The sequence below is a fragment of the Pusillimonas sp. MFBS29 genome, assembly GCF_020687695.1.
Lineage (GTDB): Bacteria > Pseudomonadota > Gammaproteobacteria > Burkholderiales > Burkholderiaceae_B > Pusillimonas_C.
On record NZ_JAJEWL010000001.1, the window covers coordinates 513,336 to 537,713 of the forward strand.

At 59.6% G+C, this 24,378-nt stretch carries 23 protein-coding genes; 8 read left to right on the forward strand and 15 right to left on the reverse strand.

The window, feature by feature from the left end; all coding sequences use genetic code 11:
* Positions 1–94: 94 nt before the first annotated feature.
* The 9 genes from LKR43_RS02460 to LKR43_RS02500 form a co-directional block, all read right to left on the reverse strand.
* The gene (locus LKR43_RS02460) at positions 95–1,555 is read right to left on the reverse strand and encodes a class I SAM-dependent RNA methyltransferase (protein WP_227682245.1); all 1,461 of its coding nucleotides are present in this window, start codon (positions 1,553–1,555) and stop codon (positions 95–97) included.
* A 10-nt stretch (positions 1,556–1,565) separates the two neighbouring features.
* Positions 1,566–1,982: a CopD family protein gene (locus LKR43_RS02465; RefSeq protein ID WP_227682303.1), complete on the reverse strand. Its 417-nt coding sequence runs from the start codon at positions 1,980–1,982 to the stop codon at positions 1,566–1,568.
* A gap of 10 nt (positions 1,983–1,992) precedes the next feature.
* The gene (locus tag LKR43_RS02470; protein ID WP_227682246.1) at positions 1,993–3,285 is read right to left on the reverse strand and encodes a glutamate-5-semialdehyde dehydrogenase; all 1,293 of its coding nucleotides are present in this window, start codon (positions 3,283–3,285) and stop codon (positions 1,993–1,995) included.
* Positions 3,286–3,366: 81 nt separating this feature from the next.
* Positions 3,367–4,440 (reverse strand): DNA polymerase III subunit delta, encoded by a 1,074-nt coding sequence (gene holA / locus LKR43_RS02475; protein WP_227682247.1) that lies wholly within the window; start codon positions 4,438–4,440, stop codon positions 3,367–3,369.
* 13 nt (positions 4,441–4,453) lie between these two features.
* A complete protein-coding gene (gene lptE, locus LKR43_RS02480) occupies positions 4,454–5,137 on the reverse strand; it encodes an LPS assembly lipoprotein LptE (RefSeq protein WP_227682248.1) in 684 nt (227 codons plus the stop codon).
* Positions 5,138–5,145: 8 nt separating this feature from the next.
* Positions 5,146–7,803, reverse strand: a complete 2,658-nt coding sequence (gene leuS, locus LKR43_RS02485; RefSeq protein ID WP_227682249.1) for a leucine--tRNA ligase — start codon at positions 7,801–7,803, stop codon at positions 5,146–5,148.
* A gap of 188 nt (positions 7,804–7,991) precedes the next feature.
* Complete coding sequence (gene rpmG, locus LKR43_RS02490; protein ID WP_227682250.1) at positions 7,992–8,162, reverse strand: 50S ribosomal protein L33; 171 nt, start codon at positions 8,160–8,162, stop codon at positions 7,992–7,994.
* A 34-nt stretch (positions 8,163–8,196) separates the two neighbouring features.
* Positions 8,197–8,433 (reverse strand): 50S ribosomal protein L28, encoded by a 237-nt coding sequence (rpmB, locus tag LKR43_RS02495; RefSeq protein ID WP_227682251.1) that lies wholly within the window; start codon positions 8,431–8,433, stop codon positions 8,197–8,199.
* A gap of 197 nt (positions 8,434–8,630) precedes the next feature.
* Positions 8,631–9,836 carry a multidrug effflux MFS transporter gene (locus LKR43_RS02500; protein ID WP_227682252.1) on the reverse strand — a complete coding sequence of 402 codons (1,206 nt, stop codon included), beginning with the start codon at positions 9,834–9,836 and terminating at the stop codon, positions 8,631–8,633.
* Between the two features lie 156 nt (positions 9,837–9,992).
* On the opposite strand from LKR43_RS02500, the gene LKR43_RS02505 reads away from it, so the two are divergent.
* From LKR43_RS02505 to LKR43_RS02520, 4 genes are all read left to right on the forward strand, one after another.
* On the forward strand, positions 9,993–11,246 hold the full coding sequence (locus LKR43_RS02505; protein ID WP_227682253.1) for a class I SAM-dependent methyltransferase: 1,254 nt from the start codon (positions 9,993–9,995) through the stop codon (positions 11,244–11,246).
* A 317-nt stretch (positions 11,247–11,563) separates the two neighbouring features.
* Positions 11,564–12,631 (forward strand): ABC transporter substrate-binding protein, encoded by a 1,068-nt coding sequence (locus LKR43_RS02510; RefSeq protein WP_227682254.1) that lies wholly within the window; start codon positions 11,564–11,566, stop codon positions 12,629–12,631.
* Between the two features lie 139 nt (positions 12,632–12,770).
* Positions 12,771–13,622, forward strand: coding sequence for a proline/glycine betaine ABC transporter permease (locus LKR43_RS02515; RefSeq protein WP_227682255.1), 852 nt, complete (start codon positions 12,771–12,773; stop codon positions 13,620–13,622).
* Between the two features lies 1 nt (position 13,623).
* Positions 13,624–14,850 carry a glycine betaine/L-proline ABC transporter ATP-binding protein gene (locus LKR43_RS02520; RefSeq protein ID WP_227682256.1) on the forward strand — a complete coding sequence of 409 codons (1,227 nt, stop codon included), beginning with the start codon at positions 13,624–13,626 and terminating at the stop codon, positions 14,848–14,850.
* 15 nt (positions 14,851–14,865) lie between these two features.
* On the opposite strand, the gene LKR43_RS02525 is transcribed toward LKR43_RS02520, so the two are convergent.
* The 4 genes from LKR43_RS02525 to radC form a co-directional block, all read right to left on the reverse strand.
* Positions 14,866–16,275 carry an MATE family efflux transporter gene (locus LKR43_RS02525; RefSeq protein WP_227682257.1) on the reverse strand — a complete coding sequence of 470 codons (1,410 nt, stop codon included), beginning with the start codon at positions 16,273–16,275 and terminating at the stop codon, positions 14,866–14,868.
* Positions 16,272–18,026 (reverse strand): glycosyltransferase, encoded by a 1,755-nt coding sequence (locus LKR43_RS02530; protein ID WP_227682258.1) that lies wholly within the window; start codon positions 18,024–18,026, stop codon positions 16,272–16,274. Before LKR43_RS02530 ends, LKR43_RS02525 begins: the two co-directional genes overlap by 4 nt.
* 97 nt (positions 18,027–18,123) lie before the next feature.
* Complete coding sequence (locus tag LKR43_RS02535) at positions 18,124–18,390, reverse strand: type B 50S ribosomal protein L31 (protein WP_227682259.1); 267 nt, start codon at positions 18,388–18,390, stop codon at positions 18,124–18,126.
* A 114-nt stretch (positions 18,391–18,504) separates the two neighbouring features.
* Complete coding sequence (gene radC, locus LKR43_RS02540; RefSeq protein ID WP_227682260.1) at positions 18,505–19,182, reverse strand: DNA repair protein RadC; 678 nt, start codon at positions 19,180–19,182, stop codon at positions 18,505–18,507.
* A 172-nt stretch (positions 19,183–19,354) separates the two neighbouring features.
* Between radC and LKR43_RS02545 the strand changes: the two genes are divergently transcribed.
* The 3 genes from LKR43_RS02545 to maiA are packed head-to-tail and all read left to right on the forward strand — an operon-like array spanning position 19,355 to position 21,446.
* Entirely contained in the window at positions 19,355–19,831 is a 477-nt protein-coding gene (locus tag LKR43_RS02545) for a peptidylprolyl isomerase (RefSeq protein ID WP_227682261.1), read from the forward strand.
* Complete coding sequence (gene ispH, locus LKR43_RS02550) at positions 19,831–20,799, forward strand: 4-hydroxy-3-methylbut-2-enyl diphosphate reductase (RefSeq protein WP_227682262.1); 969 nt, start codon at positions 19,831–19,833, stop codon at positions 20,797–20,799. The genes LKR43_RS02545 and ispH overlap by 1 nt, the downstream gene beginning before the upstream one ends.
* Entirely contained in the window at positions 20,799–21,446 is a 648-nt protein-coding gene (gene maiA, locus LKR43_RS02555; RefSeq protein WP_227682263.1) for a maleylacetoacetate isomerase, read from the forward strand. The genes ispH and maiA overlap by 1 nt, the downstream gene beginning before the upstream one ends.
* A gap of 33 nt (positions 21,447–21,479) precedes the next feature.
* On the opposite strand, the gene LKR43_RS02560 is transcribed toward maiA, so the two are convergent.
* Complete coding sequence (locus tag LKR43_RS02560; RefSeq protein ID WP_227682264.1) at positions 21,480–22,079, reverse strand: 2-hydroxychromene-2-carboxylate isomerase; 600 nt, start codon at positions 22,077–22,079, stop codon at positions 21,480–21,482.
* Positions 22,080–22,169: 90 nt separating this feature from the next.
* Here LKR43_RS02560 and LKR43_RS02565 point away from each other — a divergent pair, with 90 nt between their 5' ends.
* Positions 22,170–23,624 carry a YdgA family protein gene (locus LKR43_RS02565; RefSeq protein WP_227682265.1) on the forward strand — a complete coding sequence of 485 codons (1,455 nt, stop codon included), beginning with the start codon at positions 22,170–22,172 and terminating at the stop codon, positions 23,622–23,624.
* Positions 23,625–23,666: 42 nt separating this feature from the next.
* On the opposite strand, the gene LKR43_RS02570 is transcribed toward LKR43_RS02565, so the two are convergent.
* Positions 23,667–24,047 carry a DUF4168 domain-containing protein gene (locus tag LKR43_RS02570; RefSeq protein ID WP_227682266.1) on the reverse strand — a complete coding sequence of 127 codons (381 nt, stop codon included), beginning with the start codon at positions 24,045–24,047 and terminating at the stop codon, positions 23,667–23,669.
* Positions 24,048–24,378: the final 331 nt, after the last annotated feature.

Here is a 24,378-nt window from a genome sequence, read left to right on the forward strand (position 1 = left end):
AACGTTTCGTTCAAGGGTTAACCCTATTATAAGGGTTAACCCGAGTAATTTGCAAGACTTTATATTGCAACGCAAAAACACTGTGGCACGAGTGCTACTTTTTCTCTTTCCGGTAGCTGTCCTGCACCATTTCAAAGATGAACAGACGACAATCCAGGGCGCCGTTGTACAAGGGATGGCGGCGCCGTGGCTTCAGGCGCATTTGACGTGGCAACTCGTGATCGCTGGTGATGACGCCCACCTGCCAGCCGCTGTAGTTCTGTTTCAGGTTCTGTGCCCAGGCGCTCCAGAGTTCGGCGTCGTCTTCCGGCATACGCTCGCCATAGGGCGGGTTGGTGACCAGCCAGCCGCTTGATGCCGGCGGTTGTACCGAACGGGCGTTGCCGACTTCAAACCGTATCGAGTCGGGCGTGAGCCAGGCCCTTTCCATATTGGCCTTGGCGGCTTCGATGGCTCGCGGGTTCAGGTCATAGCCCACGATGGGGCTGTCGAGCCGGGTGGCAATATGTGAGCGCGCCTCTTCTTTGATATTGCGCCAAAGCCGGGCATCGTGATTGCGCAGGCGCTCGAAACCAAAAGGCCGCCAGATGCCTGCCGGTACACCCAGTGCGATCCAGGCCGCTTCTATCAGTATGGTGCCACTGCCGCAGAAAGGATCAAGCAGCGGCTGGGCGGGATCCCAGTCCGACAGCGCCAGCAAGCCTGCCGCCAGATTTTCCCGCAAAGGTGCTTCGCCCTTGTCGAGCCGCCAGCCACGCTTGAACAGCGATTCACCAGAGGTGTCCAGGTACAGTGTGGCGCTGTCTGCGCTAAGGAAAAGATGCACGCGTGCGTCGGGGCGCACAGTGTCGATGTCGGGTCTTGTGCCTTCGCGCTCGCGCAGCCGGTCACAGATGCCGTCTTTGGCGCGCAGATTGCAGTACTGCAGGCTTTGCATGGGGCTGCGGATGGCAGACGTATCTACCCGCAAGGTTTGCTCGGCGCCGAACCAGCGTTCCCAGGGGGTCTGGCTGGCCAGTTCAAGAATGTCGTCTTCGTGCTGTACCGGACCATGGGCAACCTGGACCAGCACGCGTGTCGCCAGGCGCGAATACAGGTTGGCGCGCAGAATACCGGTCCAGTCGGTGTGAAAGCGGCAGCCGGCACGGGCGGGCTCGGCATCGGCAAAGCCCAGCGCGTGCATCTCGGCTGTCAATGCTTCTTCCAGACCCTGGGGGCAAGGCGTGAAAACAGGGAAGATCTCGGCTTGTGCCGGGCGGCGCGACTGCCGCACTGCGACGCGTGGCCGGTCGCTGTCTTGCCGGTGCGTATCGGGCTGGTTACGCTGTCTTGCTTCGGCGTGGGGCCGGCGCTCGCGCGGTTCCGCTGCCGGGCGGTCAGGCTTTTCCTGAACAACGGCTTTGGCTGTACTGGCTTTGCCTCGTTCACGCTCAAGCTGGGCCACTTGCCGTGCCCGGCCTCCGGACCGTTTGCGGCGTTCGCCGTCTTCGGTGGCGCCGGCAGTGGCGACTTTCTTTTTGAGCGTCAGGGTCTTGCCTGATTTATTGTCAGTCATGGGTAGGGTGTCAGAAGGGCCGTACGACGACCAGCGCGATGATGATCAGCAGCAGAACAACCGGAATTTCGTTGAACCAGCGGTAATAGCGATGGCTGTGCGTGTTGCGGCCTTGCTCGAAGGTTTTGAGCATGCGGGCGCAGGCCAGATGATAGATGACCAGCAGCAGCACGCCCAGCAACTTGGCATGCATCCAGCCCTGGCCGTGCCCCAGTCCGTAGCCCAGGAACAGCCACAAGCCGAACACCAGGGCCAGTATGCCCAGCGGCGTCATGAATCGGTACAGGCGCCTGGCCATGCCCAGCAATGTTGCCGTGCTGGATGCATCGGTGCTTTGTGCCAGATTGACGTAGATGCGGGGCAGGTAGAACAGGCCTGCGAACCACGCAACGACGAACAGGATATGAAATGTTTTGATCCAGAGCATGGCGATACCGTCAGCCACGTAGCTGGCCATCGCCGGCCAGTACCCATTTCAGCGTCGTCAGGCCTTCCAGGCCGACCGGTCCGCGCGCGTGCAGGCGGTTGGTGGAAATGCCGATCTCGGCGCCCAGCCCGTACTCAAAGCCATCGGCGAAGCAGGTGGGCAGGTTGACGTAGACCGAGCTGGAATCGACCTCGCGCTGGAAGCGGTTGGCGGCATGCAGGTTTTCGGTGACGATGGCTTCGGTGTGCTCGGAACTGTAGCGGGTGATATGGTCGATGGCCTCGTCCAGGGTATCGACGACCCGCACTGCCAGTATGGGTGCCAGGTATTCGGTTTCCCAGTCTTCCCGGGTGGCTGGCAGGGCTTGCGGCAGCAAGGCTTGCGTACGTTCGCAACCACGCAGTTCCACACCCTTGTCAGTCAGGGTCTTGCCCAGGCGGGGCAAAACAGTGCCTGCCACATCGGCGTGAACCAGCAAGGTTTCCATGGCGCCGCAAATGCCGTAGCGGTAGGTTTTGGCGTTGACGGCGATTTCGTGCGCCTTGTCGAGGTCGGCGGCTGCATCGATATAAACATGGCAGTTGCCGTCCAGGTGCTTGATCAGCGGAACCTTGGCTTCTTTGGCCAGGCGGGCGATCAGGCCCTTGCCGCCGCGCGGCACGATGACATCGATATAGTCGGTCAGGGTAATCAGATGACCGACGGCGGCGCGGTCGGTTGTACCGACCACCTGAACGGCGTGAGAGGGCAGTCCGGCCTCGGCCAGGCCACGGCTGATAATGGCGCCCAGTGCCACGTTGGAATGGAAGGCTTCGCTGCCGCCGCGTAGTATCGTGGCGTTGCCCGACTTCAGGCAGAGTGCCGCCGCGTCGATGGTCACGTTGGGACGGGATTCATAAATAATGCCAATGACGCCCAGGGGTACGCGCATTTGTGCCACACGCATGCCGTTAGGGCGGGTGCTGCTGGCGGTCAGGCTGCCGACCGGATCGGGCATTTCGGCAATCTGGCGCAGGCCGGCCGCCATGGTGGCCAGCGCCTTGTCAGACAGTTTCAGGCGATCGAGCAAGGCCGGTTCCAGGCCGTTTTTTTCGGCCGCCATCAGATCCTTGGCATTTTCAGCCTGCAGGCTGGCCTTCTGTGTTTCTAGCAGTCTGGCCATGGCATGCAGGGCCTGGGCTTTGGCCTGGCCCGAGGCATTGCGCATGGCTCTTGCGGCCACGCGTGCCTGTTGGCCCAGTCGGGTGATGTCAGTGCCAAGGGCGTTGGAATCGGCTGTGCCAGCGGTTGAGGATTCGGTCATGATGGTATTGAGTGGACTTGCAGATACGAATTATCCCAGTTATCGGGGCGAGTGTCCTGATCATTGCCTGCCGTGGCGGCGTCAGGCTTGCGAGGGAGCGGGGCGGGCCGGTGTCTTTGACCGTGCAATGCGCAAAATCAGCCGCCCCAGCTCTTCCCAGGGGTCATCCAGCCGGCCGGCAACCTTAAGACCCTTGATCAGTCTGTCGATGTCATGGGCATGTTGTACGGCGGCGGGCCAGGTTTGCGGGGCAAGCCGGCTCAGTGTTTGCCGCAGCAGCTGTTCACGCGGGCCAAAGACGCGCTGCCTGCGCATTTCGCCGCCCAGATCCTGGCCTGCGGCCTGACTGGCTGCCAGGCGCGCCAGTATGCGCACCTCATCGCCAACCGCCCAGAGCACCAGGGGCAGGGCCTCGCCTTCGGCGCGCAGCCCCGACAGCATGGTCAGGGCGCGGGCTGCGTCACCGGCCAACATGGCATCGCGCAATCCGAAGACGTCGTAACGCGCCACGTTCAGCACGGCCCGTTCGACCTCAGGGCCGCTGATCTTGCCGGAAGGATACAGCAACCCCAGCTTTTGCACTTCCTGGTGTGCTGCCAGCAAATTACCCTCGACCTTGTCGGCCATCCATTCAAGCGTAGCCTGGTCCAGCTGCTGTTCCTGGCGGGCCAGACGCTGCCCTATCCAGCGCGGCAGCGCCGTACGTGGAACGTTGCTGACCTCAATCGAGGTGGCTGTCTCGAACAGTCCCTGGGCCCATTTGCTGTTGCGTGTGGTTTTGTCCAGCCTTGGCAGGCTGATCATGACGGTGGTGTCTGCCAGGGCCTGGTTCCGGGCCATGTCTGCCAGCTTGAGCAGGGTTTCTGCGCCGGTTCTGCCTGGCTTGCCGGCGGGTATGGAAAGATCCACCAGACGGCGATCGCCAAACAGGGACACATTCTGTGTGGCACCAATGACGGCCGACCAGTCGCTGCGGGCGTCGAGGGTCAGGCTGACTCTTTCGGTGTAGCCCGCTGCACTGGCCGCCGCGCGCAAGGCGTCGCAGGATTCTATGACGAGCAGGGGCTCGTCGCCCGATACGACGTACAGGGCGTCAAGCTCGGGTGTTTTTTTGAGCTGGCTCAAAAGACTGTCGGCGTCCAGGCGGCGTCCCATGGCTCTGCCCGGCTTAGTAAGAATCGGCCGGATTGATATTGGGCATGCTGCGTGGCGACATGGGGCCCGGATCGACTAGTGGTCTGTCGGTTGTTGGCACAGGGGCAGGCGTTACGGCGCTGTCGTCCACCGGCAGGGTGGCTGCGTTTTCGTAGGCTTCGGCGACTTCGGGCGAGGACAGGCGTCGTACGATCTGACTGATCAGCGACTGCTGCATTTCCCTGAAGACCATGGTGATTTCGCCTTCTTTGGCCTGCACCATGGTGGAGTCGTAGGGCAGCTCGCGGGTCGAGCGCAATACCGTGGGCGGCAGCACCATGTGGCCCTTGCCGTCGGTTAACTGGAAGATAAATTCAAGATTCAGTTCGTATTCTTCCACCTGGCCTTCCGCGTCGATGGACAGTTCACGCAGCGACTGGTGATTCTGCAGCTGGGTAAGTCTGGCCTGCGCCTCGGCAGGTTCGCTGACAAAGCGTATGCCCGGCGAGCTGGCGGCAATGGCACGCATCAGGCCCGATCCGAATTCCGTGTTGTCGTTGATGTTGGTATACAGCGTATCGAATGGCATCGGTGCCACACCTTTCAGGCGAAAGCCGCAGGCTGCGACCAGCAGGCACAGCATGATGCAGGCCAGGCCACGCCAGCATCGTGCTGGCGTGAGGGCGGAAACTGCGGGCTTGACCATAGTGCTGTGCATACCTGAGTTTACCCGACTATGTTGACCAGCTTGCCAGGTACGACGATAACGCGCTTGGCAGGCCTGCCTTCGAGGAAGCGGATGGCTGCTTCGTGGGCGACGGCAAGTTGCTCGATCTGCGCCTTGTCGGTACCGTTGGGCACGCTTAGTGAACCGCGCAGCTTGCCATTGACCTGCAGCATGAGTTCGATTTCGTCGGCCACCAGAGCGGCTTCATCGACAACCGGCCAGGGGGCGTCGAGCAGGTCGCCATAAAGCTGGCTGTAGCCCAGATCCTGCCACAGCTGCCAGGTGATATGAGGAACGACAGGGTAGAGCACACGCAGCAGCACCGAGGTGGTTTCTGCCAGAGCGGCCCGGGCAATCGGAGTATCGGGCAGTGAAGCGGACTCAAGCGCATTGAGCATCTTCATGCAGGTTGATACCACGGTGTTGTACTGGATGCGCTGGTAATCGTAGTCGGCCATTTTCAGCAGGGTGTAGATCTCGCGGCGCAGGTCTTTCGAGGCCTTGTCGGCATTGGACCAGTCGGCAGGCGGATTCACACCCTGTTGCAGGGTAGCCAGGTTGTTGTGGCAGAAGGCCCACAGGCGGCGCAGGTAGCGGTGCGATCCTTCCACGCCCGAGTCAGACCATTCCAGCGTTTGCTCGGGAGGGCTGGCAAACATCACGAACAGCCGGGCCGTATCGGCACCCATGGTGTCGATCAGGGATTGAGGATCGACACCATTGTTCTTGGACTTGGACATGGTGCCAATACCACCATACTGAACCTCGGAACCATCGGCGCTGAGTTTGGCACCGGTGATTGCGCCCTTGGCATCGTATTGGTTCTCGACCTGATCGGCCCAGAAGTACTCGATGCCGCCTTGCGCATTCTTGCGGGAATAAATGTGGTTGAGCACCATGCCCTGGCACAGCAGTTTGGTGAAGGGCTCGTCGAACTTGAGCAGGTCCAGGTCGCGCATGACCCGTGTCCAGAAGCGGGCATAGAGCAGGTGCAGCACCGCGTGTTCGATGCCACCGATGTACTGGTCCATGGGCATCCAGTAATCGTTGCGCTCGTCGACCATGGCGTTGTCGTTGCCGGGTGAGGTATAGCGCATGAAATACCAGGACGAATCCACGAAGGTGTCCATGGTGTCGGTTTCGCGCCGGGCAGCCGTGCCGCATTTGGGGCAGTGGCAGGACAGGAAGCCTTCGTGCTTGGTCAGCGGATTGCCGCTGCCATCGGGAATAAGGTCGTCGGGCAGGACCACAGGCAGGTCTTGCTCGGGCACAGGTACCGGGCCGCAGTCAGGGCAGTGAATGATGGGGATAGGGGTGCCCCAATAGCGCTGGCGCGAAATGCCCCAGTCGCGCAGGCGCCAGGTGGTTTGCTTTTCACCCAGGCCCTTGGCAACCAGGTCGGCGGCGACGGCGTCAACCGCCTGGGCGGTGCTCAGGCCATCGTAGGCGCCTGAATTGACTGTGGTGCCTTGCTGCTTGTCACCGTACCAGTCTTGCCATTGGTCGGTGGAATAGGTTTTACCCTGGACGGCGATCACGTCGCGGATGGGCAGTTGGTATTTCCTGGCGAAGGCAAAGTCGCGTTCGTCGTGGGCAGGCACACCCATGACGGCGCCGTCGCCGTAGCTCATGAGTACGTAGTTGCCGACCCATACCTGAACCGGTTCACCGGTGATGGGATGGGTGACGGACAAGCCGGTAGGCAAGCCTTCTTTTTCACGCGCAGCCATTTCGGCTTCGGTAGTACCGCCTTGCTTGCAGGCTTCGATGAAGGCGGCAAGTTCAGGATTGTTCTGCGCGGCATGGGTGGCCAGCGGGTGTTCGGGGGCGACTGCGCAGAAGGTAACACCCATGATGGTGTCGGCGCGTGTGGTGAAGACATACATGCGCCCGTCTTGTATCAGCTTGCCCGCGGCATCGTGGATATCGTGCGTGAAGGCAAAGCGCACACCTTCGCTCTTGCCTATCCAGTTTTCCTGCATCAGGCGTACGCGCTCGGGCCAGCCGGGCAGGCCGTCCTTGACGTGGCCAAGCAGTTCCTCGGCGTAGTCGGTAATGCGCAGGTAATAGCCCGGGATCTCGCGTTTCTCGACCAGGGCGCCCGAACGCCAGCCGCGCCCGTCGATAACCTGCTCATTGGCCAGCACGGTCTGATCGACGGGATCCCAGTTAACGACCTGGGTCTTGCGGTAGGCAATGCCTTTTTCCAGCATCTTCAGGAACAGCCACTGGTTCCACTTGTAGTACTTGGGGTCGCAGGCGCACATTTCGCGCGACCAGTCTATGGCCAGGCCCATCGCTTTCATTTGCTTCTTCATGTAGGCGATGTTGTCGTATGTCCATTTGGCCGGCGGTACCTGGGACTTGATGGCCGCATTCTCGGCAGGCATGCCGAAGGCGTCCCATCCCATGGGCATCAGTACGTTATAGCCACGCATGCGCAGCTGGCGCGCCATCATGTCGTTGATGGTGTAATTGCGCACATGGCCCATGTGCAGCTTGCCGCTGGGGTAGGGCAGCATGGAGCACGCGTAGAACTTGGGTTTGCTGGTGCCATCAGCCGCTTTGGCGTGTTCGACGACGCGATATGCGTCGCGGGCCTGCCAGTTTTCGTGTGAGGCTTTTTCAACGTCGTTGGGGCTGTAGCGTTCCTGCATGTTATTCAGTGTTCGTAAAAAGGTTTATGGCAACCATACATTATAGGATGCAATCGGCAAGGCCGTTGGGCAGGCCTCATGCGGGCCTGCGCACGGCAATCCTGATGTACGGGCAGAAAAAAACCCTGCCGGAGCAGGGTTTGCGGGATGGCGCGGCAGTTTTTCAGGCCTGCGTCGTTCCGGGCTCGTTACTTGAGCTTGATTTCCTTGTAGTCAACGTGCTTGCGGGCGACGGGATCATATTTCTTGATCAACATCTTTTCGGGCATGTTGCGTTTGTTCTTGGTGGTCGTGTAGAAGTGACCGGTACCGGCGGTGGATTCGAGCTTGATTTTCTCGCGAACGCCTTTTGCTGCCATGATGAGCTCCTAAGTTAGATCGTTGACGCGGGCTTTATGCCAGCTCGCCACGGGCGCGCATTTCGGCCAGAACGGCGTCGATGCCTTTCTTGTCGATGGTGCGCAATGCGCTGGTCGAAACGCGCAGGCGAACCCAGCGGTTTTCGCTCTCGACCCAGAAACGGCGCGATTGCAAGTTAGGGAGAAAGCGACGCTTGGTTTTATTGTTTGCGTGCGAAACATTGTTGCCCACTATCGGGCCTTTGCCGGTAACTTGGCATACGCGTGCCATGGTCATACCTCTTAGATAATGTAGTGCTTAAAAAACACACAAGGTGCTAGAACCTGCAGCCAAAAACCTGCGGGTTTTTGGCAAATAAGCGCTATATAAAATACGCCCTTGCACCATGCATGCCCTGGCCAAAGCATATACCAGGTCCGGCCATAAGCCGGAAAGCCTGCTATTCTAATATAAAAAATGCAATCTAATCAAGTAGTTTGGGCTGATTTAAGTGCAATGCGTCCAAATAGCCACGACAGGCAGGCGCACAGCGCCAGGATTGTGGTCAGGGACAAGGGGCTGGGCGACTGCCACAGGCTGACAGCCAGCCCCGCGGCCGCACCACAAAGCATCTGCAGCGTGCCCATCATGGCCGAGGCGAAACCCAGGCGCTGGCCTTGCTCGCGCAGTGCCAGCGCTGCCGAGTTGGGGTTCACGAAACCCTGGCTGGCCATGAATGACATCAGGCAGATCATAAGCAAGGGCAGGTTGATGAGATCAAGCAGCGTCAGGGCTACGGCTACCAGTGCAACGCCCAGCAATATACGCTGTGAGCGACGCAGCAGTGTTTCGGGCGTATGCCGGTTCAGCAGGCGTGCGCTGACTTGCGCTGCGAAAATCAGTGCAGCGGCATTGGCCCCGAACAGCAGGCCGAAATAGCGCGGGTCAATGCCATAGACGTTCAGAAATACATGGGGTGAGCCGGCAATATAGGCAAACATGCCGGCCGCTCCGAAGCCGCCGGCCAGCGTGTAGCACATAAACCGCTTGTGCCCCAGCAGCGTCAGGTAGTTGCGGGCAATGGTGCCGGCTCCCAGCAGCAGGACTCTTTCAGGCTTAAGGGTTTCGCGCATGGTGAACACCACCGCGATCAGCAGCAAGGCGCTGCATGTGGTCATGACGGCGAAGATGCCGCGCCAGCTTCCGTAAATCAGTATTTGCCCACCCAGGATGGGGGCCAGTATGGGTGTGACACCCATGATCAGCATCAGCAGGGACAGGGCCTTGGAGGCGTCGCGCGTATCGTAGTTGTCGCGGATGACCGCGCGCGGAATGACAATGCCGGCAGCGCCGCCAAAAGCCTGGGCGATACGCCAGAAAGTCAGGTGCTCGATACTGTCAGTGTAGGCGCAGCCTATGGAGGCTATCGTGAAAATAATCAGGCCCAGCGCCAGCGGTTTCTTGCGGCCATAGCGATCTGCCAGGGGTCCGTAGAACAGTTGCGCCGTGGCCAGGCCCAGCAGATAGCTGGCCAGCGTGCGCTCGACCTGCCCGGGCTCGGCGCCCAGTCCGTGTGTGATGGCAGAGAAGGCCGGCAGATACATATCTATGGCCAGCGGCCCGATAGCCGTTAGCAAACCCATCAGGACGAGCCAGGGCGGAATCGAGGTCAGGGCGCTTTGGGATGGGTGCATCGGCGGGTGTTGCGCCATGGCTGCAGCCATGGGCAAAAGACTTATCTATATAGTAGTATCGGATGACATCTTAGCATGCCTGGATATTGTTCAATTCGCTTTTCACAGAACTGTAGCGCCATCGATTTTGGTGTTGTTTACTAAGAGGAGTCGGTCTTGAGTTCGGTCTTGTCTGTTGTTGAAACCAAGTTGGCATCGTTGCCCCTGCCTGTGCAGCTGACCATGCCCGATGGCCAGAAAATCGGGGATCCCAACGCCCAGATCCGCCTTATCATCAAAGATCGCTCCGCGCTGGCCAATCTGGCTACCGGACAAGTCGGCCTCCTGGGCGAAGACTACGTCGAAGGCAAGTTCGATGTAGACGGCTCGATGCGCGACCTGATGCGACTGGCCGCCGCCATCTTGCCGGGTTCACCCATCGAGGCCGCGCGCGTGGGCAGACTGACCGAACTGATCCGCCGTCTGGTGTCGGTGTGGCGCCACTCCATAGATCGCGACGCGCGCCAGATCCAGTTTCATTACGACCTGTCTGATGATTTCTACGGCCTTTGGCTGGATCCGCGCCGCGTGTATTCCTGCGGCTACTTCAAGACCCCCGATATGAACGTGGCGCAGGCCCAGGAAGCAAAGCTGGATCATATCTGCCGCAAGCTCAGGCTGAAGCAGGGTGAACGCTTCCTGGATGTGGGGGCGGGGTGGGGTGGCCTGCTGCTGTGGGCCGCCGAACACTACGGTGTCGACGCAACGGGTGTTACCTTGTCGCGCAACCAGCACGCCTACGTCAACCGGCTCATCGAAGAAAAAGGGCTGGGCGGGCGGGTGCGCATGGATCTGCTTGACTACCGCGAGCTCACGACCGACCAGCCTTACGACAAGATTGCTTCCGTCGGGATGTTCGAGCATGTGGGCCGCGCCCAGCTCGACGGCTACTTCGCCAGGCTCCGAAGCCTGACGCATCCGGGTGGCCTCATCATGAACCATGGCATCACCGCCGGCGGTGTCGATAATGCCGAGCTCGGCGCCGGCATGGGTGAATTCATCGAAAAATACATTTTCCCGGGCGGCGAGCTTACCCACATCAGCCATGTGCTCGAGCATCTCACCAGGGGCGGGCTCGAAGATCTCGACATCGAGAACCTGCGTCCGCACTACGCCCGTACCCTGTGGGCCTGGAGCGATGCGCTCGAGGCACAATTGCCCCAGGCCCGTCAGACTCTGCCCAACGAGCAGGGCGAGCGCTCGCTGCGGGCCTACCGCATCTACCTGGCCGGCTGCGCAATGGGCTTCGAACACGGCTGGATCGCCTTGCATCAGGTTCTCGCGCAGCCGCGCGGCCCTGGTCGCAGCGATGAGCTCGACTACCCGGAAGATATCGCTTATCCGTGGCGTCGCGACTATATCTATCAGTAGGCGCAGCCAAGGGCCGGCGTGTTCGGCCCTAATGTAAAAGGGCATTTCGGACAACCGGGTTAGTGCGCGTTTACATTTTTTTCGCATCGCTTATAAAATGGCACACAAACTGCACGGGGCCGCAGGGCCCTGTGTCTGGTTTTATTCAATTCTGGCGTATGGCGGGTCAGTTCGACCCCATTACCTGTCAACGAGCACTCTGTGCTCATCACGCTAGTGTCGGTTTGTATCGGCGGCCCTCCCGTCTTCCGCACACCCCTTAGCCTGGCGCATCCATGTTGTCCTGATGCGTCCACGTAACTAGGAGGCAAATAGCCATGTCTTTAAATGTGAATCTCTCACATCGCACGTTCAGCACGAACGCCCTTTCCTCTTCCTTCAGGAAAACCGCCCTTGCCCTGGGTTTGTCTGTAGCCGCGCTGGGCCTGAGTGCCGGTGTCAATGTCGCGCAAGCAGCCGACGCACCTGCATGCGAACTCGACCGTCCAATCAAGTTTGGCGGCATGAACTGGGAATCCAACCTCGTCCTGGTCGAGGTTGAGCGATTTATCGCCGACAAGGGTTACGGCTGCAAATCCGAAGTACTGCCCACAGAAACCCTGCCGGCCCTGGCCGCACTCGAGCGCGGCGACCTCGATATCAATACCGAAATCTGGCTTAACAGCGTGGGCGAGCCCTGGGCCGAGGCCGAGGCCACCGGCAAGGTCAAGCGCATAGGCGACATCTATATGGGTGGGGAAGCCTGGTTCATTCCGAAATACACCGCCGAGCGCCTGCCCGACCTGAAGAAAGCCTCCGACCTGCCCAAGTTCAAGGATGAGTTCAAGGATCCCGAAGAGCCTACCAAGGGCCGCTTCTACGGCTGCCCGGCTGGCTGGGGCTGCGAAGTCGTCAGTGGCAACCTGTTCAAAGCGCTGGGTCTGGGTGATACCTTCACACTGTTCTCACCTGGTACCGGCGCCACGCAAAAAGCGGCCCTGACCGCCGCCTACAAGCGCAAGGAAAACATTGTTTTCTACTACTGGTATCCCACGCCGCTGGTCGGTTCCATGGATCTGGTCAAGCTCGAATTGCCGGCCTACGACAAGGAAAAGCAAACTTGCCTGACGGATCCCGATTGTGCCGATCCCCAGCCCAGTGCCTACCCCGACAATCCCGTCTTCACGGCGGTAACCACCCAGTTTACGCAAGATGCACCCAAGCTGACCGAGTTCCTGTCCAAGGTTGCTGTACCTTTGCCTGTCATGAACGAGGCCATGGCTTACATGGAAGAAAACGAAGCCGAGCCTGATGCCACGGCCATGTGGTTCCTGAAGAACCAGGCCGACGTCTGGAGCGCCTGGGTACCTGCCGACGTTGCCGAGCGTGTAAAAGCGGCTCTTTAAGACTTGTCGCCTCCCGTTCCCGTCATGTGGGCGCCTGCTTGGGCGCATACATGGGCGGGATCGCCGGTTGGCCGCCGGCTGCACAGACAGTGAATCGAAAGGTTCACTGTCTTGACAAGTTTTATGGAGTTGATTGTTTATGTTTCCAGAGTTCATAGCGCCCCGGGCGCTGCGCGCGCCCATTGATGATTTTGTTGGCAATATCGTCAGCAACTATTCCGACTTGCTGCGCGCACTCACCCAGCCCTTGCTGGATCTGCTTATCTGGATGGACCAAATTGTGCGCTACTCGCCCTGGTGGGTGGTGGTGCTTGCGGTCATGGGGCTGGCCTGGCTGGCCAGTCGCCGTATCGGATTTTCTGTTTTTATCGGAGCCATGCTCTGCCTGATCGGCTTCATCGGACTATGGGATGCCGCCATGCAGACGCTGTCGCTAATGATAGTGGCGGTGGCCATTTCGGTGGGCATAGGCATACCGATGGGCATTCTGATGGCCAGCTTTAACTGGCTACGGCGCATTATGCTGCCCGTGCTTGATGTCATGCAGACCATGCCCAGTTTTGTGTATCTGATTCCTGTGGTCATGTTGTTCAATCTGGGCAAGATTGCGGCGCTGTTTGCCACCATCATCTACGCACTTCCTCCCGTCATCCGGCTGACCGACCTGGGCATACGCCTGGTCGATTCCGAAGTGCTGGAGGCTTCGCGTGCCTTTGGCGCAAACCGGGTCAAGCAGCTGTTCGGCGTGCAGCTTCCCCTGGCCATGCCCAACATCATGGCGGGTATCAACCAGACCACCATGATGGCGCTGGCCATGGTGGTTATCGCCTCGATGATCGGGGTCAAGGGGCTGGGCTACGAAGTCTTGCAGGGCATTAATCGCTTGCAGGTAGGCCGTGGTGTGCTGGCGGGCATGGGTATTGTCATTATCGCCATCGTGTTTGACCGGATTACGCAAGAGTTCGGGCGCCGTCAGCAGAAGGGGGCCTGAAATGACCAAGATTGAAGTACGCAATATCTACAAGATATTCGGCGCCAGGCCCGAGCGCTGGCTCGATGCGGCCCGTCAGGGCATGAGCAAGGAAGAGCTGCTTGCCAAAAGCGGGCATACGCTGGGTCTGCGCGACATCAGCCTGTCTATCGAAGAGGGCAGCATCTACGTGATCATGGGCTTGTCCGGATCGGGCAAGTCTACGCTGATCCGGCATTTCAACCGCCTGATCGAACCCAGTGCGGGGCAGATACTGGTCGACGGTGTCGATGTCGTCACGCTGGGCAAAACGGCGCTCGAGCAATTCCGCCAGCAGAAGATGAGCATGGTCTTCCAGCGCTTCGGCCTGTTCCCGCACCGGACGGTAATAGAAAACGTGGCGTACGGCCTGAAAGTGCAGGGCATGAAGAAGGCCGAACGGGTTCAGCGGGCGCAGCACTGGCTCGAGCAGGTTGGCCTTGCCGGGTTCGAGAACCAGTATCCGCATCAGTTGTCGGGCGGCATGCAGCAACGGGTAGGGCTGGCCAGGGCTCTGGCAACCGATGCCGAGATTCTGCTTATGGACGAGGCTTTTTCGGCGCTGGACCCCTTGATACGCCGCGAGATGCAGGACCAGCTCTTGCAATTGCAGGCGCAGCTGAACAAGACCATTGTTTTCATCACGCACGATCTTGACGAGGCCCTGCGCCTGGGCAACCGCATTGCCATCCTGAAGGGTGGCGAGCTTGTACAAGAGGGTACGCCGGAAGACATTCTGCTGGCGCCGGCCGACGACTATGTGCAGTCTTTCCTGCAGGACGTGAACCGGGGGAAAGTGCTTAATGCCACGCATGCGTGCAATACGCCTTCACTGACCCTGACCATGCGTTCGCGTCCGGCACATGCCCTTGAACGTATGGCCGAACTGGATTTCGATTACGCCGCCGTGCTTGATGGCAAGCGGCTGGCCGGCATCCTGACGCGGGGATCGGCCCAGCAAGCAGTCCGGGAAGGCGTACGCGACATCGCCCGCCATGTCGAGGACATGGCGTCGGTCCCTGCTACGGCCGGTCTGGACGAAGTGCTGGCCAGATTGTTGCGCAGCACGGAACCGCTGGCGGTGACGGGTGAGAACGATGAGTTCCTGGGTGTGCTTTCGCGCAGCAAAGTGGTTGAGCTGGTCACGCCGGCCCTTGAAACTGATGGGGCGGAAAATCCTGAAGACCCAGGCAGGCCCGATGCGGCCTGAGGCTGCATGACCGGCTCAGGCCTGGCTGGAGCGCAGATGCGACCTGACCACGTGGCCATACCAGGCAAAAAGCAGGACGGCTGAAACGGTCAGTCCTGCAAACGCCATCAGCCACATGCTGCCGGCACCGACCGGCGCGCCCGGGGCCAGGCGTGCCAGCATAGGTTGGAGTGCTCCCGCCGCAGGGCCAAAGCCCAGCCACCAGCCGCCTATCAGGCCCAGGCCGCTGAGTGCCACGATCTGCAACAGTAACGGAACAACCGCCACCTTGTAGGCGCGCAGCAGATAAGACCCTATGCATTGCAGGGCGTCGGCAAGGTGAAACCAGGGCAGCAGCTGCAGCAGGGCGGCGGCCACGATGGCAACCTGTACTTCGTCGGTGTAAAGCCGCAGTATGGGTTGCTTGGCGAGCACCAGGAAGCTGGCCGTCAGTGTGGCGCCCAGCACCACTATGCATACGCCGGCCCGGCCGGTGCTGCGTGCACGCGGCAGATCGCGCGCGCCTATCGCTTGCGCCGTCAGTGATGCCGTTGCGATGCCCACGGCCATAGGCATCATGTAGCACAGCGCCGCCAGGTTCGACATGATCTGGTGTCCGCCGCTGATGAACATGCCTTCTCGCGCAATCAGCAAGGCCATAAAGGTAAAGGCGCCAACTTCTATCAGATAAGATCCGCCCATGGGCAGGCCCAGGCGCAGCAGTTCCTTCTGGCTGGCCCACTGCGGCCGCCCCAGGTGAGGCCGGAAGCGCAGGTAAAAGGAATCGTGCCGGATGGCCCACAGTCCGGCCAGCAGCGTCATCCAGCCGACCACGGCGGTAGACAGGCCGGCACCCGCAGCGCCCAGTGCCGGCATGCCCAGCTTGCCAAAAATGAATATCCAGTTGAACAGGAACTTGAAGCCTACACTCAGCAGATTGATCACCATCACGGTTTTCGGGCGCGAAACCGCTGTGCCCAGCGCATAGATGGTGCGAAACATAAGTGTGGCCGGCAAGGCCAGCACCAGCGCACGCAGATACCAGGTGACGCCTTCACGCACCACGGGTTCCACATCGCCGGACAGCAATAGCCAGACGTCGGGAAACAGCATGGCCGCGGCGCCAGCCAGGGACAGGCCCAGTGCCATCCATACGCCCTGGCCCCAGGTCTGGCCAACCTCGGTGTAGCGCCCGGCACCGAAATGCTGGGCGATGATGGGGATGAGCGCATGCACAACACCCATCAGGCCAACGAAGACGGTAATGTAGATCGATGCCGCAAGCGCCATAATCTGCAGGTCGGCTGCGCTGGCGTGACCCGCCATGGCGGTATCCATGACGCCGAAGACTATGCCGGCCCAGGAACTGATCAGTACGGGCCAGGATTGCCGCAAGATTTCACGGGCGTGTGACCATAGCCCGGTAGACGGTGTGGGGGAGCTCACTGTTTGCCAAGACGCAGCAGGCGGAATACCTCGTAGCGCTCGGGCTCACGCTGACCCATCCACAACACCGTGCCTGTGCCGGAGTAGGCGGCAGTGCCGGCGGCGAGGTCCTGGGGCGAGGTCTGTTGCAGTACCAGCGTGCACTCGGAGCTGTAGGTGAAATCGATATCGTCGAAAACGAGGAAGGAGGCGCGCTGGCCGGTACCCAGGCCCTGGGTGCGTACGCATTCGCCGGGTTGCTTATGCAGCTTCAGGGCGGCGGCCAGATGTCCGGATACGGTGCGATAGCTGCGCACGTAGTCCAGGGCCGGCATCCATAAGGTGACCAGCAGCAGCCAGGTCACGATTAGTCCACCGGCAGACAGCACCGTTCCGCGCCAGAGGCCGGCCGGTTTGCTGATCAGGCGCCAGCGCACCAGGGCTGCCCAGGCCAGCGTTCCCAGAATGGCAACAAATACTGCCGGCCAGGAAATGAAGACATCGTAGCCACGTGTCTGGCGTGCAATATTGTGCGAAATCTGCTCGGGCCAGCCGGTTTGCAGGGCTATCCAGCCCAGCCAGACCGTGGCGCTCGTCAGTGAAAAGCACATCACGGCGAACCAGTCCAGCGAGTTGACGATGCCGCGGCGCAAAGTGGGCAGGGAGAACGCCGCCAGAATGGCACACGGTACGGCCAGCAGGCTGTATTCCGGCTCGAAGGAATCCGCCAGGAACAGCAGGGCCACCAGCGGCCACAGCGCAAACATCAGGGGCAGCCATATATGGGGCGCCGTCAGCCATGAACGCCAGCGCCAGATGGCCAGAATGGCCAGCGGCCAGGTCGGCCACAAGAACCAGGGCAGGTCGCGCAGGGCGGTAAGTACTTCTTTGTAAACGGGCCAGCCGAACGCGGTGGTGTTCCACAGCAGCCAGTTCATGGTCCAGTATTCACTGGCATTTCTGGCGGGAATCCACCAGCACAGTATCAGGATGGTAGTCAGGGCGGCCGTCAGCAGCAGCCACTTTTTTCGGGGCCAGAGAATGCCGCCTGGCATGAAGATGAGCAGCGTCGCCAGCATGATGGGCAGGGAGCCTATCCAGCCGCGTGCGAGAAACGCTGCGGCCAGTGCCAGGCCCAGGGTGACGGCGCCCGATGCCGGACGATCAAGCATGCGCGCGACCGAATAAAAGGCCAGCGCCTGAAATGCAATCAGGGCAGGTACTTCGGACGTTTCATGCATGCGCCAGATAATGCCTGCAGTGGCGACCAGCAGCAGCAATGCGGCATCGGCGATCATGCGCCCGTAGGCCGAGGGCGTGGGTTCACCCCCGAAAGGCAGGGCCAGTGGTTGCGCTTCCGGGCGTCGTCCGAGCAGATAAGAGCCGTACCAGACGGAGGCCGTCAGCAGACCGAACCAAAGAAGATTGGGCAGGCGCGACGCAATGATGGCGGCGTCCAGCGGAGACACGAACAACTCGAAGAAGGGCGAGAGCAGCCATATGAAAAAGGCGCCGACCCACGTGACGAGCGGGCCGTCCTGGGCATGGGCAAGCACGCCGATCTGTGGCAGCAGCAAGGCTTGTCCGCCTTCCTTTACTGCGGTCAGCATGGTTGCCAGCCCCACCACATCGTCGGTTTTCCAGGGATCCCGGAAAAACAGACCGGCCAATATATAGATCAGACCGACGCCGAAAAGAAACAGGCGCGGCAGCTTGACGGTCGCATTGGTCGTCAGGCGGGCAGGGGTGGATATGGAATCGCTGGGTGACACAGGGCCGCGCTAACTCAGAGTGAATGATGGGGGTATCTTAAAGTAAAATGGCAGCCTTAAGGCTGCCATTTTGCAAGCTTGCCGGAAACCCCGAGGTTTACGATGCCTTGCGTGTTGTGCCGGTGGTGCGGGCAAAGCGGGCGCGGAATTTCTCGACGCGGCCGGTTTCAACGATGCGGGTTTGTGCACCGGTGTAGAAGGGATGCGATTCCGAAGTTACGTCGCACTTGAACAAGGGGTAAGTCTGGCCGTCGAGTTCGATGGTTTCGCGGGTTTGCAGTGTGGAACGCGAAATGAACTTGTTGCCGGTTTGCTGATCCAGAAATACCACTTCGCGGTATTCGGGGTGGATGCCTTCTTTCATGATGATGTCCTGTGATTTAAAAAATGGGTCGCCAGCCAGGCGCGACTTTTTCGCTGGCCACGTATCCGAGGTAACTCGCAATTTTACCGTAGTGCAATTAGGTGCGCAAGCGCTTTAGATTTGCCCCCTTTCTGCCAGCGATACGGCACCGCTGCCCGTTACGATAAGATGATCCAGCAGGCGTATGTCGACCAGCGCCAGGGCGTGCTTGAGATGGCGGGTCAGGGCCAGGTCGGCTTCGCTGGGTTCGGCTACGCCCGAAGGGTGGTTGTGTGCAAGTATCAGGGCGGCGGCGTGATGCTTCAGGCCCGATTTGATGACCTCGCGCGGATACACCGATGCCTGGCTAAGGGTGCCGCGTGATACTTCTTCGGTGGTGATCAGGCGGAACTGGCTGTCAAGGTACAGGGCCATGCAGTGCTCGACAGGCAGATGACCCAGTTTGGCCGTGCAGTAATGCTTGACCTGCTGCGGCTGGTTCATGGCATGCCCGGCTTTCAGTTCTTCTTCCAGGGCGCGGCGGCTTAATTCGTTAATGGCCAGCAGTTCGCAGGTTTTTGCCATGCCCAGCCCCGGGATGGCCATGAGGGTTTGCGCATCTGCCGACAGCAGCGCGCGCAGGCCGCCGAAGTGATCGATCAGCCGGCGCCCCAGATTGACCGCGCTGCAGCCCTTGATGCCGGTGCGCAGGATAATGGCCAGCAGCTCGGCCGAGGTGAGCACATGGGCGCCGTGCGCAAGCAGGCGCTCGCGCGGCAGTTCGGGGGTGGGGCTGCAGCTGTCTGTTGTCATGGGCGGCCTTATGATGAGTGGCGGTTGGCTGCCTATACATTGACAGGTGCCAGGCCCGGCCGCCAGCACATGGATGAGTTTTATCCGCTGTGGTTCTTACGCCTGTATCCGCCCTGCAGTGTTATGTGTTCTAAAATAGGACGAACAGCAATATTTTCTACGGTGACAGATTTTGACCTCTGCTTCTGACTCAGCCAAACACATAGTCAACTCCAGTTCCTACCTGACTTTGCATTACCGGATTGAACTTGTCTCGGGGCCCGCTGCCGGCTCGGTATTCGCCAATACGTTTGACGGGCGGCCTGCCACCCTGCAGATGGGGGCCGGGCAATGGGCACCCGGCATGGAGCAGCGTTTGCTGAATCTGGAAGAGGGCAGCCGTCAAAGTTTTGACCTGCCCGCTGCCGATGCCTACGGCGAGCGCAACCCTGATTTGCTGCAATGGATCAGCCAGTCCACCATGGAGCAGCATACCGATCCCGAGCAGACATTGGTGCCCGGTGATATGGTGGAGTTTGTTGCGCCCAACGGAGGGCGTTATTCAGGCGTGCTGAAGGAATTCGGCACCAGCTCCGTGCTGTTCGACTTCAATCATCCGCTGGCCGGGGCCGACCTGAAGCTCGAGGTCCATATATTAGGAGTCATGTAATGCAGGAACCAAGTCCGGTAAACGATAGTCCCGAGATCGTGCTGGCGCAGCCCCGCGGGTTTTGCGCCGGCGTTGATCGCGCCATCGATATCGTGGAAAGGGCGCTGGAACTGCACGGCGCACCCATTTATGTGCGTCATGAAATTGTGCATAACCGTTATGTTGTTCAGGATCTTCGCGCAAAAGGGGCCATCTTCATCGACGAATTGAGCGAGGCTCCGGAAGGCTCCATTGTGGTGTTCTCGGCTCACGGCGTCGCCAAGGCGGTACGTGCCGAGGCCGAGCAGATGGGGCTCAAGGTATTCGATGCAACCTGCCCGCTGGTCACCAAGGTCCACATTGAAGTTGCCCGCATGCGCGCGGCCGGACGCGAAATCATCATGATCGGCCACCGTGGCCATCCTGAAGTTGAAGGCACCCTGGGGCAGTCCAGTGGCGGCATGTATCTGGTCGAAACCCCTGAAGACGTGGCGGCGCTTCAGGTTACCGACCCCGAAAACCTGGCTTTCGTCACCCAAACCACCTTGTCTGTAGACGACGCCGCTGTGGTGGCGCAAGCTTTGCGCACACGCTTTCCCAATATCGTCGAGCCCAAGAAAAGCGACATCTGCTACGCCACACAAAACAGGCAGGATGCGGTCAAGATCATGGCGCCGCAATGTGATCTGGTTCTGGTGGTGGGCAGCCCCAACAGCTCGAATTCGAACAGGCTGCGGGAAGTTGCCGAGCGCAAGGGTGCAGCCGCCTATCTGATCGACACGCCCGACATGATCGATCCAGCCTGGTTGCAGGATGCCAGGCGGGTAGGTGTGACGGCTGGTGCATCGGCCCCCGAGGTGCTGGTCGAGCAGGTCATCGCGCGCCTGAAAACATTGGGGGCGGCTTCGGTGCGCACCCTCGATGGCACGCCCGAAAACGTGTCGTTTCCCTTGCCCAAAGAATTGTCCAGAAAAATACGGGATACCTGATGAAACTGTATGGCTATTTTCGCAGCTCGGCTGCCTATCGCGTGCGCATTGCCCTGAACCTGAAAGGGCTGGCCTATGAAAGCGAATCGGTGCACCTGATGAAAGACGGTGGCCAGCAGTTCAAAGATAACTATCTTGCCCTGAATCCCACGGCGCTGGTGCCAACGCTGGTCGACGGAGATCTGACCGTGGGTCAGTCAATGGCTATCGTGGAGTATCTTGAAGAGGCGTATCCAGAGCCCGCGCTGCTGCCCGCCGACGCGGCTGGTCGTGCGCGAGTTCGTGCCATTGCGCAGTCTATCGCCTGTGATATTCATCCGCTGAACAATCTGCGTGTTTTGAAGTATCTGAAACATAAGCTGAAAGTCAGCGAGGAAGACAAAAACGACTGGTACAGGCACTGGATAGCCGTAGGGCTGGCCTCGGTCGAAGCCATGTTGGCCGATCACCCTGATACCGGCCGCTATTGTCACGGCGACCAGCCCACCATGGCTGATCTGTGCCTGGTGCCGCAACTGTTCAATGCACGCCGTTTTGAATGCGACGTGACGGCCTTTCCCACCATATTGCGCATCGCGCAGGCATGTTCCGGGCTGCAGGCCTTTGTTCAGGCCGAGCCGGCCAATCAGCCCGACAGCGAAGGCTAGCAGGGGTAGCCTGCCTGGCGTGGCCTATGCTGGTCAGGCTGATCGCTGCAGCCAGCGTCGAATGTGTTCAAAGCGGTCGAAGCCCCAGAAAGATTCGCCGTCCACAATGATGAAGGGTGAGCCAAATACGCCGCGCGCCATGGCGTCGCTTACTTCTTGCTTGAGCAAGGCCTTGATGTCGTCCCGGGCAATGCCTGCTTCGATTTCCTTTATTGGCAGCCCCGCCTGTTCCGCAACAGCAAGCACCACATCGGTCTTGCTGATGTCATGTCCTTCAGCAAAATAAGCGTGGTACAGCCTCTTGGCCAGATTGCTGGCGAGTGCGCTGTCTTGCTGCTGTACATACAACATAGCCCGGGCGGCGCTGACCGTGCCGATAGGGAAGGGGTCGGGGCGCCGGTAAGGAATATTGAACAGTTCGGCGGTGCGTTCGAAGTCGCGAACGAAGTACTGCCCCTTGACGGGAATATCCACCAGCGGCGCCGATCCGGTTGCCTGAAACATCGGGCCCAGCAAAATCGGATGCCAACGCACCTTGCGGTTGAATTCACCAGCCAGTGCTTCGATTTGTGTGCTGGCAAAGTAGCCGTATGGCGATGAAAACTCGAAATAGAAATCGATGGAATCCGTCATGGTTTTACAGCCTTTTTTACGAATTTGACTGCGTATATCGTACCGGCTTTCATGTTTAAATGGGCGAACTATTTAATCTGAGCGTGATGTATGAAGAAATCTACCGGAGTCCTTGGTGTTGTTGTCGTGCTGGGCGCAGCCTATGTGGGCACCAGCTGGTATACGGGTGTGCAGGCACAGAAAACCCTCGAGGCAGCGGTGGTGCAGGCCAACGAGAATCTGGCGTCGTGGCTGTCGGGCGATCCGACCGCCGACGCGCAGGAAGCCAGCCCGGCACGCCTCGATATCGACAAGTACGAACGCAGGCTTTTTTCTTCCGACGTTCTGTATACCTTGCGCATCAACGATGAAGACGGCGGCACCATCGAGCTTGCACTGAAGGATCATTTGCTGCACGGGCCATTCCCTCTTGATGCCCTGCGCGAGGGCTACCTCTTGCCCCTTATGGCCAGCAGCAAGGCTCAACTGGTCGCAACGCCTTCCACCCAGGCATGGATGGACAGCCAGAAGGGTGGTTCACCGTTGCATATCAATACCCGCGTGGGCTTTGGTGGCACGGGGCAATCCAGCTGGAATTTCCAACCGGTAGAGCTCAGCAGCGAAGACCTGCAATTCAGCTTCAGCGGCGGCACCCTGACCGTAGACCTGCACAACGACTTCCAGAGCGGTGAGTCGTCAGGTCAGTTTCAGGCCTTGTCTTTGAAAGACATGGAAAGTGGCGATGTCCTGCAGCTCAAGGATATCGAGCTCAAGAGCAATACATTGTCCGGCGAAAACCAGGTAATCCAGACCCGGTCAAACGCAACGATTGCTGCAGTGGTCATGAGCAGTCCTGGCACCGATGACGTCAGCCTTGAGCAGATCAATGTCAGCGTCGACAGCGAGCAGGCCAAGGCTATGCTGAATGGTTCGGCGCACTATGACTTCGGCCGTATCCTGGTAGGCAAGACCGACATGGGCAGCCTGTCATTAACGGCGCGTGTACAGCAGCTTGATACCGAAGCCCTGACTGCGCTGGCGACCGACTACGAGGCGATTGCTGCCAGGCATGGCGGTGAAATCGGCCAGGAAGAGGCGCTGAGTGCCGAGGAAGCGCAATTGCTGCATGATCGTCTGGCGGCAGTGCTGGCATCAGCCCCTTCGATTGCAATTGATTCCTTGATCTGGAAAAACGTCAAGGGTGAAAGCAAGGCTGGCCTGCAGGTGAACTTGACCAAGCCCGAAGGCAGCAAGGCGGATTCGATTGATGCCTTGTTCATGGAAGGACTCAAGCTCATCAAGTTTGATCTGAACCTGTCCAAGCCCATGTTCATACATGCCTTCAGTCAGGCTGAAACCGACGCCGAGAAAAAGCTGCAAATGGAGATACTGGGCGCCATGATCTACGACCAGTATGTGAATCGCTTGCAGATGGCGGGCCTGATCCAGGCGGATGTAGAGGCCGCAACGGCTGCTGTGGTCTACGAACAGGACAACGTGACGGTAAATGGCAAGACCATGTCTGTGCCTGAGTTCATGCAACGCATTTTCAGCGTCGTCATGTAATACAGATAGGGCACGAGACGTTTCCCTCTCGTGCCCCCGGGTTTATTGCGCTATTTCCTGCACGCGCTTGACCAGGTTGGGGTCTCGTTGCAACGACTGGTTGATGCCGTTGAACTGGTCGACCGTCATGCCTTCGTCGTGAACCGCCTTGACCATTTTCTTGTCGGCTTCCTCAAACATTTCCTTCTGGGTAGCCTCGTCCTTGCTGGCTTGCAGCTTGGGCGTGTATTCCTGGGAAATCATGGCGACTTTCTCGGACGCACTGACAAAGCGTTTGAGCTGGGCGTCTGAGTAGTCGGGTGTGGGTACGGTCATGGGGGCGTTGGGTTGGGCCGCAGGTTGCTGGGCCACTGCCACGCCGGCTCCGGTGATGCTGATGGCAAGCAGGCCGGCCGATATCGCGGTGGTGATTCGTTTGTGCATGCAATCTCCTTTCTATTGCCATGGATGAGTTTTCATGATGACAGCATGCGTGGCGAGTACAAGTGTATTCTGTGGAGAGTCTTGACGAGGGGAAACGACGCGTTACGCTCGTTGGTCATTTATGGCACAAGGGTCGGAATTCGGCATATTTATTACGTTTGGGCAACATGCCAGATGGTTATAGGTTCTGGCCGCTGTTTATGTGTTCCTGCCACTTTTTATGCGTTCCTGTCACTGTTTATGGGTTCTTAACAGACGTGGTGTCTGGCACCGGATGCCGCGGAAGCTCGCACGATCCCGGCTGCGCCGTGATTTCCCGCCGGCGCCGGCT

What these genes read in the sequence shown, in the direction of transcription:
- LKR43_RS02515 (WP_227682255.1), top strand. Translation starts at nt 12,771, where the DNA reads ATGTTTCCAGAGTTCATAGCGCCCCGGGCGCTGCGCGCGCCCATTGAT.
- LKR43_RS02470 (WP_227682246.1), bottom strand. Translation starts at nt 3,285, where the DNA reads ATGACCGAATCCTCAACCGCTGGCACAGCCGATTCCAACGCCCTTGGC.
- LKR43_RS02465 (WP_227682303.1), bottom strand. Translation starts at nt 1,982, where the DNA reads ATGCTCTGGATCAAAACATTTCATATCCTGTTCGTCGTTGCGTGGTTC.
- lptE (WP_227682248.1), bottom strand. Translation starts at nt 5,137, where the DNA reads ATGCACAGCACTATGGTCAAGCCCGCAGTTTCCGCCCTCACGCCAGCA.
- LKR43_RS02570 (WP_227682266.1), bottom strand. Translation starts at nt 24,047, where the DNA reads ATGCACAAACGAATCACCACCGCGATATCGGCCGGCCTGCTTGCCATC.
- LKR43_RS02565 (WP_227682265.1), top strand. Translation starts at nt 22,170, where the DNA reads ATGAAGAAATCTACCGGAGTCCTTGGTGTTGTTGTCGTGCTGGGCGCA.
- leuS (WP_227682249.1), bottom strand. Translation starts at nt 7,803, where the DNA reads ATGCAGGAACGCTACAGCCCCAACGACGTTGAAAAAGCCTCACACGAA.
- LKR43_RS02535 (WP_227682259.1), bottom strand. Translation starts at nt 18,390, where the DNA reads ATGAAAGAAGGCATCCACCCCGAATACCGCGAAGTGGTATTTCTGGAT.
- LKR43_RS02560 (WP_227682264.1), bottom strand. Translation starts at nt 22,079, where the DNA reads ATGACGGATTCCATCGATTTCTATTTCGAGTTTTCATCGCCATACGGC.
- radC (WP_227682260.1), bottom strand. Translation starts at nt 19,182, where the DNA reads ATGACAACAGACAGCTGCAGCCCCACCCCCGAACTGCCGCGCGAGCGC.
- rpmB (WP_227682251.1), bottom strand. Translation starts at nt 8,433, where the DNA reads ATGGCACGCGTATGCCAAGTTACCGGCAAAGGCCCGATAGTGGGCAAC.
- LKR43_RS02520 (WP_227682256.1), top strand. Translation starts at nt 13,624, where the DNA reads ATGACCAAGATTGAAGTACGCAATATCTACAAGATATTCGGCGCCAGG.
- LKR43_RS02460 (WP_227682245.1), bottom strand. Translation starts at nt 1,555, where the DNA reads ATGACTGACAATAAATCAGGCAAGACCCTGACGCTCAAAAAGAAAGTC.
- ispH (WP_227682262.1), top strand. Translation starts at nt 19,831, where the DNA reads ATGCAGGAACCAAGTCCGGTAAACGATAGTCCCGAGATCGTGCTGGCG.
- maiA (WP_227682263.1), top strand. Translation starts at nt 20,799, where the DNA reads ATGAAACTGTATGGCTATTTTCGCAGCTCGGCTGCCTATCGCGTGCGC.
- LKR43_RS02500 (WP_227682252.1), bottom strand. Translation starts at nt 9,836, where the DNA reads ATGCACCCATCCCAAAGCGCCCTGACCTCGATTCCGCCCTGGCTCGTC.
- rpmG (WP_227682250.1), bottom strand. Translation starts at nt 8,162, where the DNA reads ATGGCAGCAAAAGGCGTTCGCGAGAAAATCAAGCTCGAATCCACCGCC.
- LKR43_RS02510 (WP_227682254.1), top strand. Translation starts at nt 11,564, where the DNA reads ATGTCTTTAAATGTGAATCTCTCACATCGCACGTTCAGCACGAACGCC.
- holA (WP_227682247.1), bottom strand. Translation starts at nt 4,440, where the DNA reads ATGGGACGCCGCCTGGACGCCGACAGTCTTTTGAGCCAGCTCAAAAAA.